Source organism: Allocoleopsis franciscana PCC 7113 (assembly GCF_000317515.1).
Taxonomy (GTDB): domain Bacteria; phylum Cyanobacteriota; class Cyanobacteriia; order Cyanobacteriales; family Coleofasciculaceae; genus Allocoleopsis; species Allocoleopsis franciscana.
Genome location: NC_019738.1, coordinates 894,347 through 912,969, shown reverse-complemented (window position 1 = coordinate 912,969; position 18,623 = coordinate 894,347). Strand labels below are relative to the sequence as shown.

Genomic DNA, 18,623 nt, shown 5'->3' with positions numbered 1-18,623 from the left:
GATGAATGTGCAACGATAAGATTATGTGATGATACTAAAGATTTGTATATAATTATCCATTATTTGTCTTCTAATCCTGTAGGGGCACAATTAATGATGCCCCTACCCGCATGAAGGATAGACCGTTTAGGCTGAGAGACTAAGACACCTTATAGTCCTTGTTTTGTCCTCTGCCACTGAGAACCATTTGGTAAGCGCGTTCATACTCATCCACCATCGATTCCACGCTAAAGCGTCTCACCACATAGTCTCGACAAGTTTTGCGGTCTAATTTCATCGCCTCTGGAACCGATTCAATCATTTTTTCCAAGCTACCGCAGACAAACCCCGTTTTCCCATTGGCAATCACTTCCGGCACAGAACCCAACGCCATACCCACCACTGGCGTTCCTGTCGCCATGGATTCAATCATCACCAAACCAAAGGGTTCTCGCCAGGTAATCGGGAATAGGGTAACCGTTGCACCGGCTAGCAGTTCTATCTTCTCTTCGTGGGACACCTCACCGAGATATTGAATTTGTTCCCCATCAATCAGGGGTTTGAGATGTTCGTTGAAATAATCTCGGTCAACGGCATCAATTTTACCCGCCATTTTCAGCGGTAAGCCCAGTTTACGGGCAATTTCGATGGCACCGGCGGGGCCTTTTTCCGGTGAGAGGCGTCCAACAAAGGCCAAATAGGGGGGTTGAGAGGGTTGCTCTTGGAAGCGATAAACGGTTGTATCGATGCCGTTGTAAACGGTATGAATGTAGTTCAGACCGAGTTTGGGTTCTCGTTGAGCCTCACTAATACTGATGTAAGGTTGCCAAGCAAATTGCCGAAACATTTTCTCATTATCCGGCGTAAAAATACCATGCATGGTGTGAACCGTTGGCGTTTTGACGAAACTGCAATAGGGCAGAACTGCACAGCCAACGTGAGAGTGGATAATATCGAAATGATGAGCCTGGTGATAGACTTTGGCGAGCATCATTTGCTCGTAAAGAATCGGTTCTTTCACCTTTTTATCTAATCTCAGAGCTTGCTCGTGTACAAACTCTAAGTGAGCTTTGGTAATGGAGTCGCCAGAGGCAAATAATGTCACTTCATGACCGCGCCGCACTAATTCATCAGTTAATAAACTAACGATTAACTCCGTTCCACCATAGCGAAAAGGAGGAACACGTTCCCAAAGCGGAGCAATTTGAGCGATTCTCATAGAGTGGATGTTACGACTGTGGTAAGGGTAAATTCGTCAAAAACATTCGTTAGGTTCTTTTGACGAAATTTGGAAAAATAAGTGGGATTTTTCCTGATTAGTAAAGTTTTCGGTCAAAAATGCAACAATCCAATTAAACCTAAAAACATGGCATTTGCTTGTTAGGTAAAAGTAGCTGTATGCAGATGTATTACATTGGCTTAAAAATACCATAATCATTCGCTTTCGTCATCTATCTTCACTCATCAGGACGACTCCCGTTATAATCGATTGTCCAACGGGAGAATCAAGGCGACACGGCGATCAGCCAAATACAAAAGAATGTTACTCTCGGCGTTCCAAGCCAGATTTACGCTCTTGCAGCTTCAAGAGAATTTCTGCATGAACTTCGCGGGTGATGGGATAGAAGTAAGCCAGAATCAAACCACAGATGAGGGCAACCGTCGGTAGCGGACCAATGGCAAGGCGGATAGCGAACAAAGCAGATTCCGGTTGAGTGGGTGTGGGTTGTCCGGGAATTTGCTCGATAAAACCCGCCATTTCCAAGGATTGTCCTACTAAAAATAGACCCAGTGCTAAACCAAATTTTTGCAATAAGACCATGAAGCCATAGAACACACCTTCCCGACGCTGACCGGTTTCAAGTTCATCGAGTTCAATCACATCTGGCATCATTGACCAAGGGATGAGGTAAGCCGTAGAAACGCCAAATCCTGCCAGGATTGCGAGGATATACATCAAGCCAATTTGACTCGGTTGCAGGAAAAATAAACCCGCTTGAGCAATAATCCACAACGCCATACCCATGAAGTAAACGGCTTTTTTGCCGACGCGATCGCTAATGGCTTTCCAAACGAATAACATGACGAGAGCCGTGCCTTGAACTGCGATCGCAACTTGAGGAAACTGCGCCTCTGGTAAACCCATCCAATTGACCACAAAATAAGGAAGAATCGATGCGGTAACTTGGACGCCTAACCAGGAAAATAGATAAATCCCGACTACAAATAGAAAGGGGCGATTACTGAAGGCAATGCGTAGCTGTTCGGGGATGGGGATTTGTTCAGAATGCTCCGTACTACTATGTTCGGCTTCATAAGCCAGGATGCGATCGCGCACCCCAAAAACACACCAAAATAACGGCAAGACAGACAGGATTGTGCAAATCCCAGCTAAAACCAAATACTGTTGAGTAACCGGAATTTTTAACAGCGCGAAGATAAGCTGAGCCAGAATCAACGATAAAATGCTGCCACCAATGGAAAAGGCAAAACGGAAGCTATTGAGGCTGGTACGTTCGTTATAGTCTTGGGTGAGTTCTGGGGTTAGGGCGGTGTAAGGTAGGTTAACAACGGTGTAAAAGATGTTGAATAAAATGGCAATAACTACGTAGTACCAGAACAGCGCCCAGTTATTGGCATTTCTGTCAGCGCTGAAGTTAGGAACAATCCATTGTAAAAAGAAGAAAATTCCAAAGGGAATTGCTCCATAGAGCATCCAGGGGAGTCTGCGGCCCCAACGGCTTTTGGTGCGATCGCTCAACACCCCCACCATTGGATCGTTAACCGCATCCCAAATCTTACCAATCATGAGAATGCTGCCTGCCAACCCAGCACTGAGTCCTGCCACATTGGTGAAGAAAAACAGCGCAAAAAAAACACCCAAGTTAGCCGTGATAGCTGGCCCCAAATCACCAGCACCGTAAGCGAGTTTGGTACTCAAACTCAGCTTTTGGGAACCCAATGTATCAGGGGGAACGGAAGAGTCAGAAGAGGAAGTGTTACTCATAACAGCAGATGAACTAGCAACTGGGACTGAAAATCGTACAACGCGAATATAACCTTTGGCAGTCGTCCAATTCTAAACCAGAGGATGAAGTGACTCGTTGTACGATTTGGTTTACTACTTATTGACGCCTTTTTAGACGCTCGTTATGCCTGACCTTTACATTTCTTGGTCTGAGTACCATCAAAAAATCGAACTGCTGGGTGCCAAAATCTATGAATCGAAGTGGGATTTCGACCAAATTGTCTGTATTGCCAAGGGAGGGTTACGAGTTGGGGACATTTTATGTCGAATTTACGACAAACCCCTAGCGATTCTCTCCGCATCGTCCTATGGGGGGGCAGAGAATCGGGTTCGAGGTACGATACACTTTTCGCGCCATTTGGCAATGACGACTGAAAAATTGGGGAGTCGCGTGTTACTGGTTGATGACTTGGTAGATTCGGGTATCAGCCTGCGGGAATCGATCACTTGGCTGGCAGAGCATCATGGTGGTGAAATTGAGGAGATTCGCACGGCTGTGCTTTGGTACAAAGATTGCTATGTAATTAAGCCCGATTATTATGTGGATTATTTAGCGGACAATCCTTGGATTCATCAGCCGTTTGAACGGTATGAATTGATGAGTCCTGCACAGTTGGCTCAAAGTTATTTGGTAGGGGAAGTGCCAAGGGGATAAAGGTCTTAAAACTTATGATGCTTTACAGGTAGGGTGGGTATGCCCATCTTATCTGTTGGTGCGATCGCTTTGTGAAGTTTTAACTGAGAGCTTGCACGATTCTCAATAAGCCCCATAACCCGCCCTGAGTTTAAACTCCGGGCTAATAGCTCAAGTCCACTGAAGTGGACTAAAATTCTCACCCAGTCGTCTTTTACACGACTTGAGCTACGAGACAGTGGTTTTAACCACTAGCGGGTTGTTGCAACTAATGCGGGATGTCAGTTTTAACGGGTTTGAGCTTTCAGCCGGTTCGTGCAGCTTTCACGGCGAAGTAAGAAATTTGAACTATCGATTGAATAATATGAGATTTATTAGCCCTAAAACCGACTTTGCATTTAAAAAAATATTTGGTTCCACGAATAGCAAGGATATTCTGATTAGCTTTTTGAACGCAATTATCTATCGAGGCCAACCGACTATCGAAGATTTAGAGATTATCAATCCTTATTCAGCATCTAGAGTCACGGGACTTAAAGATACTTATCTAGATGTAAAAGCCAAGATTACTGATAACCAAACGGTAATTATTGAAATGCAGGTGTTGAATGTAGAAGCGTTTGAAAAACGAGTATTGTACAATGCGGCTAAAACCTATTCAACACAACTTAAATCGGGAGAAGGCTACTTCAAGCTAAAACCTGTGATTGCTCTAACTATTACAGATTTTGAAATGTTTAAGAATCGAGATAGAGTGATTTCACATTTTGTGTTCAAAGAAAATGAAGATTTATTCGATTATCCAAACCATGAATTAGAACTTTATTTCATTGAATTACCTAAATTTACCAAAGAGTTAAATAAATTAGAAAGTCTGGCTGATAAGTGGATTTATTTCCTGAAAAACACTAATCAATTGGAAACAGTTCCAGACACAATGGGAACTGTCCCGGAAATTCAGAAAGCTTTTACAATCGCAAATGAAGCAAACTTAAGTCTTGAGGAGTTGGACGACTTAGAGAAACGGGTGATGTTTCTGGAAGACCAAAGAGGTGCAGTTATTAAAGGGATACAGGAAGGTATAAAAGAAGGACAGTTGAAATTAGTTCTGCGTCTCCTTGAGCGTCGTGTTGGTGAAATTTCGCCGGATATCCAGAGTCGTATTCGTCGATTATCGATTGTGCAATTAGAGAATTTAGGAGAAGCGGTGTTAGATTTTACAAGTGCTTCAGATTTGACGGCTTGGTTGCAGGGTCAGGAAAATCGGAGTAGGAGTAATAGTTAATTTTGAGAAATAGAATTATGCTAGAAGTCAATGAACCGGATCGCCTACTCTACCTGGCAGTTCCCCTAGAAACTTATGAAACCTTTTTTCAAAGTCAATTTGCTCAGGTGGCAGTAGAGCGCTATCAACTCAAACTCATTGTTTACGAACCTGTAATTGAGGAGATTGTGCAATGGAGAAGTTAGAACATTATCGCTCCTGCATTCAAACTCTTTTAGAAAAGCATAGCCAGTATAAATCTCGCCAGGAAGATGTAGAAAGTGAGCTATTTTTTGATACAGTGCGAGACCATTACCAACTCATGCGAGTGGGTTGGAAAGGTTTGAAGCGAGTCTATTATACTGTCTTGCATTTTGATATCAAAGACGGCAAAATTTGGCTTCAACAAAACACGACTGACATCGATGTCGGTCAAGAATTAGTAGAAATGGGCATTCCTAAAGAAGACATTGTATTGGGGCTGCATCCCCCTTACAAACGCCCCTACACAGGGTATGGCGTTGCTTAAAATGGGGCTATCTATTGATTAATATCTGAAGAGAATAATTTTGCTCATTCCAATTCATTTCCATTCTATGCAAATTACTCTTGACCTTGACGAATCTCTCCTCGTCTTTCACGATCTCTAATGGCATAGAGGTAGCTTGGGCTGATGTAAAAAAAAACAAAATACTATTACTTAATGCATTAATTTGTCTGTGTAATGCTTCTACGCTGTGTAACTTTTAAATAATCCTATGCAGTCTCAAATAATTCAAAATCTACGTCAGAAACTTAATAAGCGTGTTCAACGGTTAAATACAGAAAAGATCAATGCATTCTTGATAACACTCCAGCGATTTTGGCTATTTTTTGATAGCCAACCTATATATGTTTGTATCATGGATGCATTAGTTACACAATATCCAGATCTTGACAATATTACTGAACGTATATTCCAGGGTGAAGGATTATTAGGTGAGTCTGAGGAAGAGGCATCGGCGATTGGGTACTCCGTTCTTCGTAGATTGTCTAACCCTACTTATGCACCTCAAATTTCTCGGATTGGTCAAATTCTTGGCGGACACGCTGATTCAGATAATATTCCAGCAATCATTCGTTCAAATTTTCTCGACCCTTTTTACGAGTATATTGATGAGCAACTTGATGATCAAAAACTTATTCTAATTTTTTTGATTCGCTATAAATATCGAACTGAGTGGTTTCATCGCGATCAATTACTTAATTTAACAAAAAGTGATTCAAGAAAAGCAGAAAAATCACTTGCTCTCAACTTTTACTCGTATTTGCACGATCAGGGGCTTGATTTTACTATCGAGCCATCTTCTATATCTGGTGAAATTGATCTCATTGCAGCACAAGGCACAGAAGATCCTCTTTTAGCTGATGCTAAGATTTTTGATGGTAATGCTCGTGGAAAAAGATATATTCGTAAAGCTTTCAATCAGATTTATACTTATACTCAACAATACAATGAACCTTTCGGCTATTTAGTCATCTTTAAAGTTACTGATAAAGACTTATGTTTTGCCTTGTCGAACAAAACTTCCAACGTACCTGTTGTAACTTACAATCATAAAAGTATTTTTTTGATCACGATTGATATTCATGAGAATCCAAAACCTGTTTCTCAGCGTAATCCACTTAATGCTGTCATCATTTCTGAAGAAGAGCTAATTCAACCAGTGAAAAATAGAGATATAACCTCCGATGTTGATGAAGTCTAACAATTCGGCTAGAGCGAACTGCCTAAAACTGCTTGTGTGGATTTGGATGCAAAAATTCTCTTCATCCGCTCAGTCGCATCCGTCAGTTTCATTGATAGAAATTAACCATGACAGACGCTAAGAAAAAATCGCGCCGAGCCTATCAACCTCTGGATAGAGAAAAAATCTGAGTTACTAGCTCAGATTACGAACACAGGCTTTCTAACGATTGGCAGTATTGAAGAATCTAGTCAATTCCTTTATATTAATGCCATCAAACCGCTGAGATGAAGCCGTAAAAAAATTGCTTCCAAATGTGGTAGAGAGCAAAATTCGACATAAAGCGTCATCACCTCATTCTTCCCCCTTGCCCTTTTTGTCGGGTGAGGGGGTTTCGCTTTCCTGAGTTTTCAGCCATTCATGAATCAATTCAACCGCCTGCTGACTCATCGTCGTTCGATTCTGGGCACAGGCGACCTTAAATCGAGTTCGCTCCGACTCCGACAGAAACACTCTGAAATTTACCGTCTTCTCTTCTTCTGACACGACTGCCCTATCAACACGAATTACGCCAATTGTCGCATTTGGTTCGTTAATCCGAAATATGTCAACTATGCTTATTGACCTAATCAGCCTAATTGGGTTATATTAATTCTCGTGAGCTGCAAAAGCTAAGCAGCACACAAAAAAAACCAAAAGCCAGCGCCGAACTTTCCTACGGCTCACGCTGGCTTCTGGCTCCCCAATATCAAGGAGATTCTACCAATGGTAAAACTTTTCAGCCATCCTAGCGACCGACCTTGGGCGATCGCTCGTATTCTGCCGAACGCGAAAACCTACATCGTTGTCCGTTTCCGCAACCGCCAAGACGCCGAAGATCATAAGCGATTTTTACGCCGCTTCATCCCCAAAGCCCAGTTTGAGGTACTCTTCGACATTCCCAAGGAAGAAGTAGAGGAGAACCAAAGCGAACTGTTGCAAGAAACCTAACCCCCCAGCCCCCTTCCCTGCAAGGGAAGGGGGAGCAAGAGTTCCCCAGACCCTCTTGAAAAAGGGAAAAATTCAATCAAAGTCCCCCTTTTTAAGGGGGATGCGAGGGGGATCTTCCAGGATGAAATGCAATAAAGAGTAGTTTGAAAACACGCCCTAGAAGAGAGGTTCTTCACTAACCCCCAAACAACAACAACCAAACAGGCAACGTTAACAAAAGCCCAATAGAACCAACCGCCAGTGCCGTAACAGCCAAATCTCGTTCCAAATCGAACACTTCCGCCAAAACCAAAGTCGCAAAAGCTGGAGGCATCCCCATTTGCAGCACAATCACTAACTGCGGTGCACCTGTAATCCCTAGCTGCACGAGCACAATCCCCAATACCAGGGGAACTATCAGCATTTTAATCCCCAGACTCACCGACACCTGCCCCAGACGACTCCAAGAATCTAACTGCGACAGGCGCATACCAATTAATATCAGTGAAAGTGCGATCACACTCCAAGCCAATCCTTGTAAACTCCGTTCCACCACCTCCGGCAGAGAAATCTGACGAAACCCCAATCCCAATCCCAAACTCCACAGGGCAGGATTGTATAAAATTGCCCGAACTAACTGCCAATGACTTTTGACTTCTGTACTAAAACGTGCAGCGACAACCACACCCAAACCATAGGCTCCAATTGCCGATCCCAGCATGTCATAAAACAGCGCCCAGCCAAAATACTTTTCTCCGACCAACGCCAGTATCACCGGAAAGCCCAGATAACCCGTGTTACCCACCATTGCTGATAACAGAAAACTCCCCTGTGCGGGCTTACTCCAAGACTCGACAGACGCCCCAGATAGCTGATCTAAAGGGAAAAGCGACGAAGATTGCTGATGGCGAACAACACCAAGCCTGCTCCTACTCTTGAATTTAATCCAAATCCACCCTAATCCCGCTCCCAATAAAATAGCCACCCATGCCATCACGGGCGCAATCCAAATTGCTCCGGATAAGTCAGCACCCCGCAGAAAAGTAATAATACTGACGGGTACACCAATCCAAAACAAAAATTGACCAATTAAGGTTGGCACTCTTTTCGGTAGCAAGCGTCCTAAAACCCATCCCAGCAGGACACCGCCGCCTAGCTGAAGATAGAGTTTAATCAAGGGTTGTAACAGCTCAGTATTAACACTGGGCATGATGCACTCTCTTTATCACACACCTGTATGATAGTAAGCCAATCCTAGAAAATAGGTGCCTTAAGGAGACACACTCCGAGAGAGGCTGTTAGACTAACTCAAGGCAAAGCAAGCAGGTCAGTTCAGTATTGATTTTCAGTGTAGGAGTGGATTCTTGAATAACGGGGATCTCCCAGGAAAAACAGGTAACTTTTCAGTCTCACCAGACGACGATATTCCAGAGGCACTGCGGGATACACCCGATATTAAACGCCAATCTCGGATTAAGCCTGTTTGGGTCATTGTCGGGCTATTGGGCTTAGGCGCGATCGCCACCATCATCAGTTTGTCGATTTCATCGTCTAAACCAAAGCCAATCGAAACATCAACATCGGCAGGTAGCCAAACAGAATCGAGTCCCGAAACCGAAAAGGTGGATAACCTCCTCGGACATTTACCCTATCAAGAAGCACCAGCATCAGAACTGAAACCCATTACAGCGAATGGACAGATTAAACTCCGGGCCGCTGCTGCCGAGAAATTTAAAGCGATGTCAGCCGCAGCCGCAAGAGAAGGTATAAGCTTAGTCCCTATTTCCGGTTTTCGTGCCGTTGCCGACCAAAAGCATCTATTTTTTGATGTCAAAGCACAACGGGGACAAGTGACAACCAAACGCGCAGAAGTTAGTGCGCCCCCTGGATATAGTGAGCATCATACTGGTTACGCGGTAGATATTGGCGACGGTAAAACACCCGCCACGAATCTCAGTCCTACCTTCGAGAATACAAGCGCATTCAAATGGTTGAAGAAAAATGCAGCTTACTACAGTTTTGAGATATCGTTCCCCAAAGGCAATGCTCAAGGTGTCAATTATGAACCCTGGCACTGGCGTTTTGTCGGCGATACCGACAGCCTAAAAACCTTCTACAGAGCTAAAAATTTAATTCGTCCTGCATCCCCTTCATCCACAGAACCTTCGGCAACGCCTACCTCACCTGAACTTACGGAACCTTCGGCAACACCAACCTCAACTTCACCCACAGAACCGTCCGCAACGCCTACCTCACCTTCAGCAACAACACCCTCAGCAACTCCCTAAGGCAATATATAGGAATATATAGGTCTTCTCGATTAGATGAGGTACACTCTGACCTCTCTCCAAACCCTCTCCTACAAGGAGAGGGAAGCGGATAATTTTTTTAAGCTGAGAGAGGCTTTGATTTTTACAGACATCAGTAATTGTTGTAGCTGAGAAAACATTTTATCTTGTGCCTACAAAAAACTAATTTCTCTTATCCCCTCTCTCCTCGTAGGAGAGGGGGTTAGGGGGAGAGGTCAAACTCACCCCAAGAAGCGACTATTTCTTGGCAGCGAAAACAGGTTTAACCAGTAAAATTAATAAAAGTTAACAAAAACTCGATAAAACCAATGGAACAAACCGCCCTAAATCTAATTGCCATTGGCATCTTCGGCATGACGCTGTCGGCGCTGTTAGGCCCCATGTTTAATATCTCACCCGTCATCCCTGCCGCCACGACTATCACCGTTTTGAGCCTTGCCACACTGGATAGTTTCAACTTCCAAGGCAAAGGCGCTACCTTACTATTAGATTGGCTGGCGGGGACAAGGAGTCAGCATCGCGATCGCATTCTCCGCCATGAAGCCGGTCACTTCCTAGTCGCGTACATCCTGGGTATTCCGATTACGGGATATACCCTAACGGCCTGGGAAGCTTTTAAGCAAGGACAACCCGGTTTGGGGGGTGTCATGTTTAATACAGACGCACTCTCGCCGGATGTGCTGGATGTGAGGCAACTGCAATGGACTTTAGATCGATTCTGCAAAGTCTGGATGGCAGGAATTGCCGCCGAAACTCTAGTTTACGGCAGTGCGGAGGGAGGCGGAGAAGACCGGCAGAAACTAAGAGAAACGCTGACATTATTGGGACGCCAAGGCAGCGAGTTTCAACTCAAAGAACGGTTAGCGATTCGGCAAGCTCAAACCCTAATTGAGGAACATTGGGAATCTTACGAAGCACTGGTGGCAGCGATGGAACAACGAGCTTCAATCGCCGAGTGCTATGAGGTGATTCAACAACATTACCAAACCTCGGAAGTTGCTGCTTAATCAGTTTTTTCAATCTTCAATCTTCACATCTTCCACTAAAAACCGTCTTCCCCAAAAAACACTTGATTGCGACCACTTGACTTGGCTCGTAGCAGATTATGATCGGCACGTCGGATTAGAGTCTCGCCTTTAGCATCATCGGTGGAAATCAGAGAAGCCAGTCCCATACTCACTGTAATTCCTAGTGCTAATGACCCATCAATGTTAAAGTGTTGGTCACTAATTAAGCGTCTCAGCCGTCTAGCAACGATTAGAGCATCTTGAAAGGTGGTATTACTCAGAACAATCACGAATTCTTCTCCGCCATAACGGAAGAGGGTATCCTGAAAGCGTAGGTTATGCCGTAAACGAGCAGACAGCAATTGCAAAACGCGATCGCCCACTTGATGCCCGTAAGTGTCATTCACGGATTTAAAATAGTCCACATCCAGCATGACGAGGCTCAACGGCGTCGATTCCACACGAGCATTATGAATTTGTCGGGGTAACTCCCATTCCATTGCTCGACGATTGCTCAATTCGGTCAAGGGATCAGCTAACGCCATGGTTGACAAAACATCATTTGTTTGCATGACTTCTCGATAAAATCGCACTCCTCGTAACCCCGCCTGAATTTGCGCCTTCAGCAAGCGAATTTCTTCACCAGCAAGAACTGCACTCAACCGTAAGTAGGCATCTGCACCATGTTCCAAAGCTTGACCACAAGCTATCAACTCTTGATGTGGTTCTAATGACATTTCATCAACGCTGATCTCAGGCTGGTAATCTACCACAATACAGTACGTCCAGCCTAACTGAACCTGTTCCTTAATTTGATGACAGAGTTCTAAACAACCGAGTTGCGATGCTTGCAAAATCAAAATAGCAGGCTGTTTGCTCCGAATTAAGGGTATAACCTCATTAAGCGCAGATGACGCCTCAACCGTGCCAGACATAATGTTACCAATCTGGTTAACAATTGTGGTGAGAAACTGATCATTTCCAACCACCAAGATAGAAGCGTCCATGATTATACGTAGCTTTGGCGAGCTAAAGCATTGCCTAAGTGTAAATTAGAGATAGAGAGTTTGAAAAAAAATGATAATAGCACTTATAAGTGCAAATACAAATAGAGGCGATCGGCAAAATTGTGTAGGTGGGTAGCAATCATCGGCTAAGTGCGTCATCTCGTTTTATTACACGCTATTCGCAACTTTTATGAGAACAGGCTACCTGAACGCCAAAAAAAGAACACCACCCCTCACTTCAGCGCGTAGGGATGGAAGTTAAACACAAAGCTTATTTAATATCTAGGCTAAAAAAGGGTTTCTAGTGCAGCATGGCAGAAATAACTGACCAGCTAAATCTCCCCTGCTCCCCTGTCCTCGTATGAGCTCCGGCCCCTCTCCCCTGCTTGCACAGAGGTGGTCAGAAACTTTTCTTTTGCCGTCATGCACTAGCCTGTTCAGCTTACCGTGTGACCCAAAGCCGTGATCATCTGTTTAATGGATTCTTCGGATGCGGCGGTGTCCACACTCACTGTCTTAGCTTTTACATCAACATTAACTTTAGCGTCTGACTCATGAGTGAGAATCTCATCTGTAATAGCCTTGGCGCAGCCATCACAGACAATACTCGGAACATTGAACGACAAAGTTTTTTCCGCCATAGTTAATCTCTGTTTTTTGTGTATTTTTAGTTACATTTCAACCCTAATTGTAAGGCTTTAGCGAGAACTTGGGGTCTATTTTTTCTTTGGTTAGGGGGTAATTGACTTCCATTGCTCATCTCTATCAGGTAGCCATGGAACCCAAAGAAGCCTGATTAACCCCATAAAAATGTCAAAAAACCACCTGCTTATTAATTTCTGGGCTTAAAACTAATGGGCCTAGCCAATTGTTGCTAGACCCATTCAAGTACACAAGTTTGTATTTTCAACGAGTTAACTTTCAGATTTCCTAATGAACGGTAAATTACTAAGGTTTACAACTTCCACAGCTCTACCTTTACTTTAGTCCAACACAGTTGCGTCTTCCTAGACCTTCGTTTGGCTTGCTCAGGTTGCCCTAGCGTTTAGCCCCTTGAATCTATGCTTGGCTGGTTTCTACTGTGGTCGGGTCACAGATCGGGAACATCGCATCTATGCCCACTGATTTTGTTGTTCTCCGGTTGTTTATCTGGAGTTCGATGTCCATGTATTTAAACTAACATAGCCTTCCCTAGCGGCTACACGCCGTTTACTAAAGTTGATGAGTCTTTACGAATGGCAAATATTGCACGAAGAAGTAACAATTCTGCTTGACACCAGCCACTCCTCGACTAGAAACGCAGCAACACTGGATAAACAAATGTAAAAATAGATAACCAGGTGCGATTCGTTCCCGTCCAAACCGAGGACTTTATTCTGAAGTGTACACGGGGCAAGGAACTCAGTCCTTCGTATCGGCTGAAACTGAACCTTGATAATTTGATTACCGTGATGGTGCAATTCCATCCCCTCAGATGTAGAGGTGACAACATATCCCACTCCGACAAGAATGAGTATCAAATCGGGGAAGCTGGGAAAGTAAGGCGGTACCCCGGAACCTGACCGGATAATCCCGTCACGTATAGCGGACTATGGGTAGTAAGCGAACTTCTTACAGAACCGTCGTTACTATTGACAAGCCTACGCAGGTTATCGGCTTGACCCAAAAGGGTAAGGTGAAAAAGGGGTAGTGATTCTATGTTCACTACTAGGACAAAGACTCTGGTTCCTATTGTCAAAGCATCCAGAAATTAACCCGGCGGAAAGGAAGACCCTAAAGTCAGCGACAAACGGTAGTCAGAAACGAAGTAACTCAATGCGCTCTCTGGTAAAAAGGTCGATTTTACCAGTAGTTACTCAGGCGTATGACGCATTGAGAGGGATTGCCTAAGAAGCAAATGCCCCTGGTAATGCAGGGGATAAGCTGACGTAGGCACGTTAATTCGGATGGTAAAGCAACGATGTAGCAATGAATAAGTCCAAAGCCGAAATAAAATTCAGGATGGAATGGGACAACGACATTCCGGTGTGTAAAGGGGTAGACCACGAAGAGTGGAAAAACATACCTTGGAAACACATCGAGAAACGTGTATTCAAGTTGCAGAAGCGGATTTACCAAGCCGCAAAGCGTGACGATGTCAGAATAGTTCACAAGCTACAGAAAACCTTGATGCAGTCTTGGTCAGCAAGGTGTCTGGCGGTAAGACAGGTCACTCAGGACAATAAAGGGAAGAAGACGGCAGGAGTGGATGGGAAGAAAAGCCTAACCCCAAAGCAACGTCTCACCTTAGTAAAGAACCTGAGACTAACTGGAAAATCCAAACCCACGCGGAGGATTTGGATACCGAAACCAGGAAAAGACGAAAAACGACCTCTCGGAATACCGACCATACATGACCGTGCCTTGCAGGCGCTAGTGAAACTAGCCTTAGAACCCGAATGGGAATCCAAGTTCGAGCCAAATAGCTACGGCTTTAGACCAGGACGCTCGTGCCATGACGCTGTCGGACAAATATATCTGAGTATCAACAAACAACCTAAGTATGTTTTAGATGCAGATATATCACAATGCTTCGATAAAATCAATCACAATGCTCTTCTTGAGAAACTAAATACGTTCCCCACCCTAAGACGGCAAGTCAGGTCTTGGTTAAAAGCGGGTGCCATAGATGAGGCACAATTAATTCCTACATCAGAGGGAACGCCTCAGGGCGGTGTAATTTCACCATTACTCGCCAACATAGCCCTCCACGGGATGGAACAACTGACAAAAGCGGTGTCCAAAACAGCTTGTCTAGTCAGGTACGCCGATGATTTTGTCATATTAGACAAAGACATAACCGTTGTCCAGAGATGTAAAAAGGCAATAGAAGAGTTTTTGAAAGGCATGGGTTTGGAATTGAAACCCAGTAAAACACGAATTTCCCATACCCTCCACAAGTATGAAGGAAACGTGGGTTTTGACTTTCTTGGGTTTAACATTCGTCAATTCAAGGTGGGTAAATGCCACTACGGCAAATACACCACCGGAAGACCGAGAAAAGACGGTTCCAAGAAAGAACAGAGATACATGGATTTCAAAACCTTCATCACTCCCAGTAAAGAGGCACTGAAGAAACACACGGCGAAAGTTGGTAAGATAATCCACGAGCATAAAAATGTCCCACAGGCAGCGTTAATCAAACATCTGAATCCTGTGATTAAAGGGTGGAGCAACTACTACTCTTGTGTGGTGAGTAAGAGAACCTTCTCAAAGGCAGACTCTAACACCTACCAGCAACTCAGAGCCTGGGCAGTAAGAAGAAGAGGGAGAAAAAGAAAAGGGAAAGTAATCAAACAATACTTTCATGCCATCAAAGGTAAAAAGTGGGTCTTCTCCACAAGAGAGGAAAACAACCCACTCAGACTATTACTTCATGCCGAAACGCCTATAGTTAGGCACAAGAAAGTGGTCGGAGAAAAAAGCCCTTATGACGGTGACACCCTCTACTGGAGCGAAAGAATGGGCAAACACCCGGAGCTGCCAAGGAAAGCTACAATGCTTCTGAAAGCACAAAAGGGGAGATGCGCCCACTGCGGACTATTCTTCAAAGATGGAGACAATTGGGAAATCGACCATATCATTAGAACCTCCCTTGGAGGCGATGATACGGTCAAAAACAAACACCTACTCCATCGACACTGTCACGACTATAAAACAGCCCGCGACAAGCAGGTTGTTGGCAACAAAGAACTAGAGCGGTATATAGACCAACACCCTTTCTAGTCGCCTAAGCCCTAGTAATGGGCAAGCGGTGTGTATAACAAGCACCGAATTAACAAGAAGCAGTGTGCGGTGAAAGTCGCAAGCACTGTTTTGAATGGGAGGGTAGGATAGCGATATCCTACTCGACCCCTAACTTGACTGATCAGCACCCAGATTTTGTGGAAGTGATGAGCTTGAGTCCGAGTTTTCACTCCGGTGTACTCAAACTGATGACTGACCTGTCGCAACCTTTTTGCTTCCTAATCCCCCCTAGATGACCATGCCTGAATCCCCTAACTTCAAAAGCGGTAGCGAAATCCGGCAAACCTTCCTCGACTTCTTTGCGACTCGTGGACACAAGGCGCTGCCGAGTGCCTCTCTAGTACCGGAAGATCCCACCGTGTTGCTCACTATCGCGGGGATGTTACCCTTTAAACCTATATTTCTAGGACAGCGTCAGTCGGAATTTTCCCGCGCTACTACTTCCCAAAAGTGTATTCGCACCAACGATATTGAGAACGTCGGACGCACGGCACGGCATCACACCTTCTTTGAAATGCTGGGTAACTTCAGTTTTGGGGATTATTTTAAAGAACAAGCGATCGCATGGGCATGGGAACTGTCCACGCAAGTCTTTGGTTTGCCCCCAGAACGCATCGTCATTAGTGTATTCAAAGAAGATGACGAAGCTTTTGCCATCTGGCGCGACCAAATCGGTATCCCTCCCCAACGCATTCAGCGCATGGGAGAGGATGATAACTTCTGGGTGTCTGGCCCAACTGGCCCTTGTGGCCCCTGTTCGGAACTTTATTACGACTTTCATCCCGAACGAGGCGACGACAATATTGATTTAGAAGATGATAGTCGGTTCATCGAGTTTTATAACTTGGTGTTCATGCAATACAACCGGGATGCGGATGGCAAGCTGACACCCCTCAAAAACAAAAATATTGACACCGGGATGGGACTGGAGAGGATGGCGCAAATCCTCCAGAAGGTGCCGAATAACTACGAAACGGACTTAATTTTCCCGATTATCAAAACCGCCGCCGATATTGCCGGGATTGACTACGCCAAGAGTGATGAGAAAACTAAAGTCTCTCTTAAGGTGATTGGCGACCATGTTCGGTCTGTGGTGCACATGATTGCCGATGGGATTACGGCTTCAAATGTCGGTCGGGGTTATGTGCTGCGCCGCTTAATTCGTCGAGTTGTGCGTCACGGGCGGTTGATTGGGATTCAAGGTGAGTTTACCGCTCAAGTGGCAGAAAGTGCGATCGCACTTTCCGAATCTGCTTATCCTAATGTTCGGATACGGGAAGACGCCATCAAGGCCGAACTGCAACGAGAAGAATCCCAATTCCTGAGAACCTTGGAACGGGGCGAAAAGCTGCTGGCAGAGATTCTATCCTCTCTCCCCCGAACCCAAGGGGGGACAAAGGGGGGTCAGATTTCTGGCAAAGATGCTTTTACTCTCTACGACACCTATGGCTTCCCCTTGGAATTAACTCAAGAAATCGCCGAAGAACAAGGTTTGTCGGTGGATATTGCAGGCTTTGAGAAGGAGATGGAGGCACAGCGAGAACGTGCCCGTGATGCCCATGAAACCATTGACCTCACGGTACAGGGTAGCTTGGATAAGCTGGCTGAACACATCCAAGTCACCGAGTTCTTAGGCTACAAGCAACCACAGTCAACAGCCAAGGTAGAGGCGCTGTTAGTCGATGGCAAGTCGGTGGAATCGGCTGAAGCCGGTAACAAGGTGCAGGTGATTCTTGATCGCACACCATTCTATGCAGAATCCGGGGGACAAATTGGCGATCGCGGCTACTTGTCCGGCGATACTGTCCTAGTACGGGTTGAAGACGTTAAGAAAGAATCCGATTTCTTTGTCCACTTCGGTTCCATCGAACGCGGCACCTTGGAAGTAGGCGCAACCTTAACCGCTCAAATTGACCGTTCTTGTCGCCGTCGCGCCCAAGCGAACCATACAGCAACTCACTTGCTGCAAGCGGCGCTGAAACAGATTGTTGACCCCGGCATCTCTCAGGCGGGTTCTTTGGTAGACTTTGACCGATTGCGTTTTGACTTTAACAGCCCTCGCGCTCTGACCGCACAAGAGGTACAGCAAATTGAGGAACAAGTCAATACCTGGATTGCAGAAGCTCATACGGCGGCAGTAGAAGTGCTGCCTATTGAGGAGGCAAAGCGTCGAGGTGCGATCGCCATGTTTGGGGAGAAGTACGGGGATGAGGTGCGAGTGATTGATTTCCCTGGTGTCTCAATGGAACTGTGCGGCGGAACCCATGTGAGCAACACGGCGGAGATTGGGGTATTTAAGATTGTCTCGGAAACGGGTATTTCCTCTGGTATACGCAGGATTGAAGCGGTTGCAGGGCCGGCTGTACTGGATTACCTGAACGTGCGGGATAAAGTAGTGCGAGAATTGAGCGATCGCTTTAAAGTTAAACCCGAAGAAGTCCCTGATCGGATCGCTGGTTTACAGAACGAACTTAAGGCAACCCAAAAGCAACTCGATGCCTCTAAACAAGAACTAGCTTTAGCCAAATCCGACCAATTGCTCGCCAAAGCCGAGTCAGTGGGTGAGTTCAAAATTCTCGTTGCCCAACTCGCAGATGTGGACGCCGATGGCTTGAAAACGGCGGCTGAGCGTTTGCAGCAAAAACTGGGAGAAAGTGCTGTCGTGTTGGGTTCAGTGCCCGAAGCGGACAAAGTCAGTTTAGTGGCGGCGTTTAGCAAGGGAGTTAACGCCAAGGGATTGCAAGCGGGTAAATTCATTGGTGCAATTGCCAAACTCTGCGGCGGTGGCGGTGGTGGACGCCCCAACTTCGCGCAAGCGGGTGGACGCGACGCCAGTAAGTTGGCAGAAGCTTTGGAAAGTGCACAGCAGCAGTTGCATTCAGCGTTAACCGAATAGCTGGCTACCTTGGTAGA

Annotated in this window: 16 protein-coding genes; 10 read left to right on the top strand and 6 right to left on the bottom strand. The window is 45.3% G+C overall.

Annotation, left to right across the window (positions count from 1 at the left end; translation table 11 throughout):
* Nucleotides 1-139 precede the first annotated feature (139 nt).
* Together MIC7113_RS03840 and MIC7113_RS03835 are read right to left on the bottom strand one after the other, a co-directional pair.
* Nucleotides 140-1,198 (bottom strand): glycosyltransferase family 4 protein, encoded by a 1,059-nt coding sequence (locus MIC7113_RS03840; protein WP_015180865.1) that lies wholly within the window; start codon nucleotides 1,196-1,198, stop codon nucleotides 140-142.
* Between the two features lie 324 nt (nucleotides 1,199-1,522).
* A complete protein-coding gene (locus MIC7113_RS03835) occupies nucleotides 1,523-2,986 on the bottom strand; it encodes an MFS transporter (RefSeq protein ID WP_015180864.1) in 1,464 nt (487 codons plus the stop codon).
* Nucleotides 2,987-3,131: 145 nt separating this feature from the next.
* Here MIC7113_RS03835 and MIC7113_RS03830 point away from each other — a divergent pair, with 145 nt between their 5' ends.
* From MIC7113_RS03830 to MIC7113_RS03810, 5 genes are all read left to right on the top strand, one after another.
* Nucleotides 3,132-3,662 (top strand): phosphoribosyltransferase, encoded by a 531-nt coding sequence (locus tag MIC7113_RS03830; protein WP_015180863.1) that lies wholly within the window; start codon nucleotides 3,132-3,134, stop codon nucleotides 3,660-3,662.
* 343 nt (nucleotides 3,663-4,005) lie between these two features.
* On the top strand, nucleotides 4,006-4,926 hold the full coding sequence (locus tag MIC7113_RS03825; RefSeq protein WP_041779886.1) for an Rpn family recombination-promoting nuclease/putative transposase: 921 nt from the start codon (nucleotides 4,006-4,008) through the stop codon (nucleotides 4,924-4,926).
* Between the two features lie 17 nt (nucleotides 4,927-4,943).
* Complete coding sequence (locus MIC7113_RS03820) at nucleotides 4,944-5,111, top strand: element excision factor XisH family protein (protein ID WP_216596362.1); 168 nt, start codon at nucleotides 4,944-4,946, stop codon at nucleotides 5,109-5,111.
* Nucleotides 5,099-5,434, top strand: coding sequence for a XisI protein (locus MIC7113_RS03815; protein ID WP_015180861.1), 336 nt, complete (start codon nucleotides 5,099-5,101; stop codon nucleotides 5,432-5,434). The genes MIC7113_RS03820 and MIC7113_RS03815 overlap by 13 nt, the downstream gene beginning before the upstream one ends.
* 229 nt (nucleotides 5,435-5,663) lie before the next feature.
* Nucleotides 5,664-6,653: a hypothetical protein gene (locus MIC7113_RS03810; protein WP_015180860.1), complete on the top strand. Its 990-nt coding sequence runs from the start codon at nucleotides 5,664-5,666 to the stop codon at nucleotides 6,651-6,653.
* A gap of 333 nt (nucleotides 6,654-6,986) precedes the next feature.
* Here the strand turns inward: MIC7113_RS03810 and MIC7113_RS03805 are convergent, their stop codons facing one another.
* On the bottom strand, nucleotides 6,987-7,199 hold the full coding sequence (locus tag MIC7113_RS03805) for a plasmid partition protein ParG (protein ID WP_256374820.1): 213 nt from the start codon (nucleotides 7,197-7,199) through the stop codon (nucleotides 6,987-6,989).
* 198 nt (nucleotides 7,200-7,397) lie between these two features.
* On the opposite strand from MIC7113_RS03805, the gene MIC7113_RS03800 reads away from it, so the two are divergent.
* A complete protein-coding gene (locus MIC7113_RS03800; RefSeq protein WP_015180859.1) occupies nucleotides 7,398-7,622 on the top strand; it encodes a hypothetical protein in 225 nt (74 codons plus the stop codon).
* Nucleotides 7,623-7,797: 175 nt separating this feature from the next.
* On the opposite strand, the gene MIC7113_RS03795 is transcribed toward MIC7113_RS03800, so the two are convergent.
* Nucleotides 7,798-8,811, bottom strand: coding sequence for an AEC family transporter (locus tag MIC7113_RS03795; protein ID WP_015180858.1), 1,014 nt, complete (start codon nucleotides 8,809-8,811; stop codon nucleotides 7,798-7,800).
* 154 nt (nucleotides 8,812-8,965) lie between these two features.
* On the opposite strand from MIC7113_RS03795, the gene MIC7113_RS03790 reads away from it, so the two are divergent.
* A complete protein-coding gene (locus MIC7113_RS03790; RefSeq protein WP_015180857.1) occupies nucleotides 8,966-9,889 on the top strand; it encodes a M15 family metallopeptidase in 924 nt (307 codons plus the stop codon).
* Between the two features lie 329 nt (nucleotides 9,890-10,218).
* Nucleotides 10,219-10,917, top strand: a complete 699-nt coding sequence (locus tag MIC7113_RS03785) for a hypothetical protein (protein ID WP_015180856.1) — start codon at nucleotides 10,219-10,221, stop codon at nucleotides 10,915-10,917.
* 35 nt (nucleotides 10,918-10,952) lie between these two features.
* Here MIC7113_RS03785 and MIC7113_RS03780 read toward each other — a convergent pair whose 3' ends face one another.
* Nucleotides 10,953-11,924, bottom strand: a complete 972-nt coding sequence (locus MIC7113_RS03780; protein ID WP_015180855.1) for a GGDEF domain-containing protein — start codon at nucleotides 11,922-11,924, stop codon at nucleotides 10,953-10,955.
* A 437-nt stretch (nucleotides 11,925-12,361) separates the two neighbouring features.
* Nucleotides 12,362-12,565, bottom strand: coding sequence for a heavy-metal-associated domain-containing protein (locus MIC7113_RS03775; protein WP_015180854.1), 204 nt, complete (start codon nucleotides 12,563-12,565; stop codon nucleotides 12,362-12,364).
* A 1,360-nt stretch (nucleotides 12,566-13,925) separates the two neighbouring features.
* On the opposite strand from MIC7113_RS03775, the gene ltrA reads away from it, so the two are divergent.
* Both ltrA and alaS read left to right on the top strand, forming a co-directional pair.
* Nucleotides 13,926-15,689: a group II intron reverse transcriptase/maturase gene (ltrA, locus tag MIC7113_RS03770; RefSeq protein ID WP_051055849.1), complete on the top strand. Its 1,764-nt coding sequence runs from the start codon at nucleotides 13,926-13,928 to the stop codon at nucleotides 15,687-15,689.
* 259 nt (nucleotides 15,690-15,948) lie between these two features.
* Nucleotides 15,949-18,606, top strand: a complete 2,658-nt coding sequence (gene alaS, locus MIC7113_RS03765) for an alanine--tRNA ligase (RefSeq protein ID WP_015180852.1) — start codon at nucleotides 15,949-15,951, stop codon at nucleotides 18,604-18,606.
* Nucleotides 18,607-18,623: the final 17 nt, after the last annotated feature.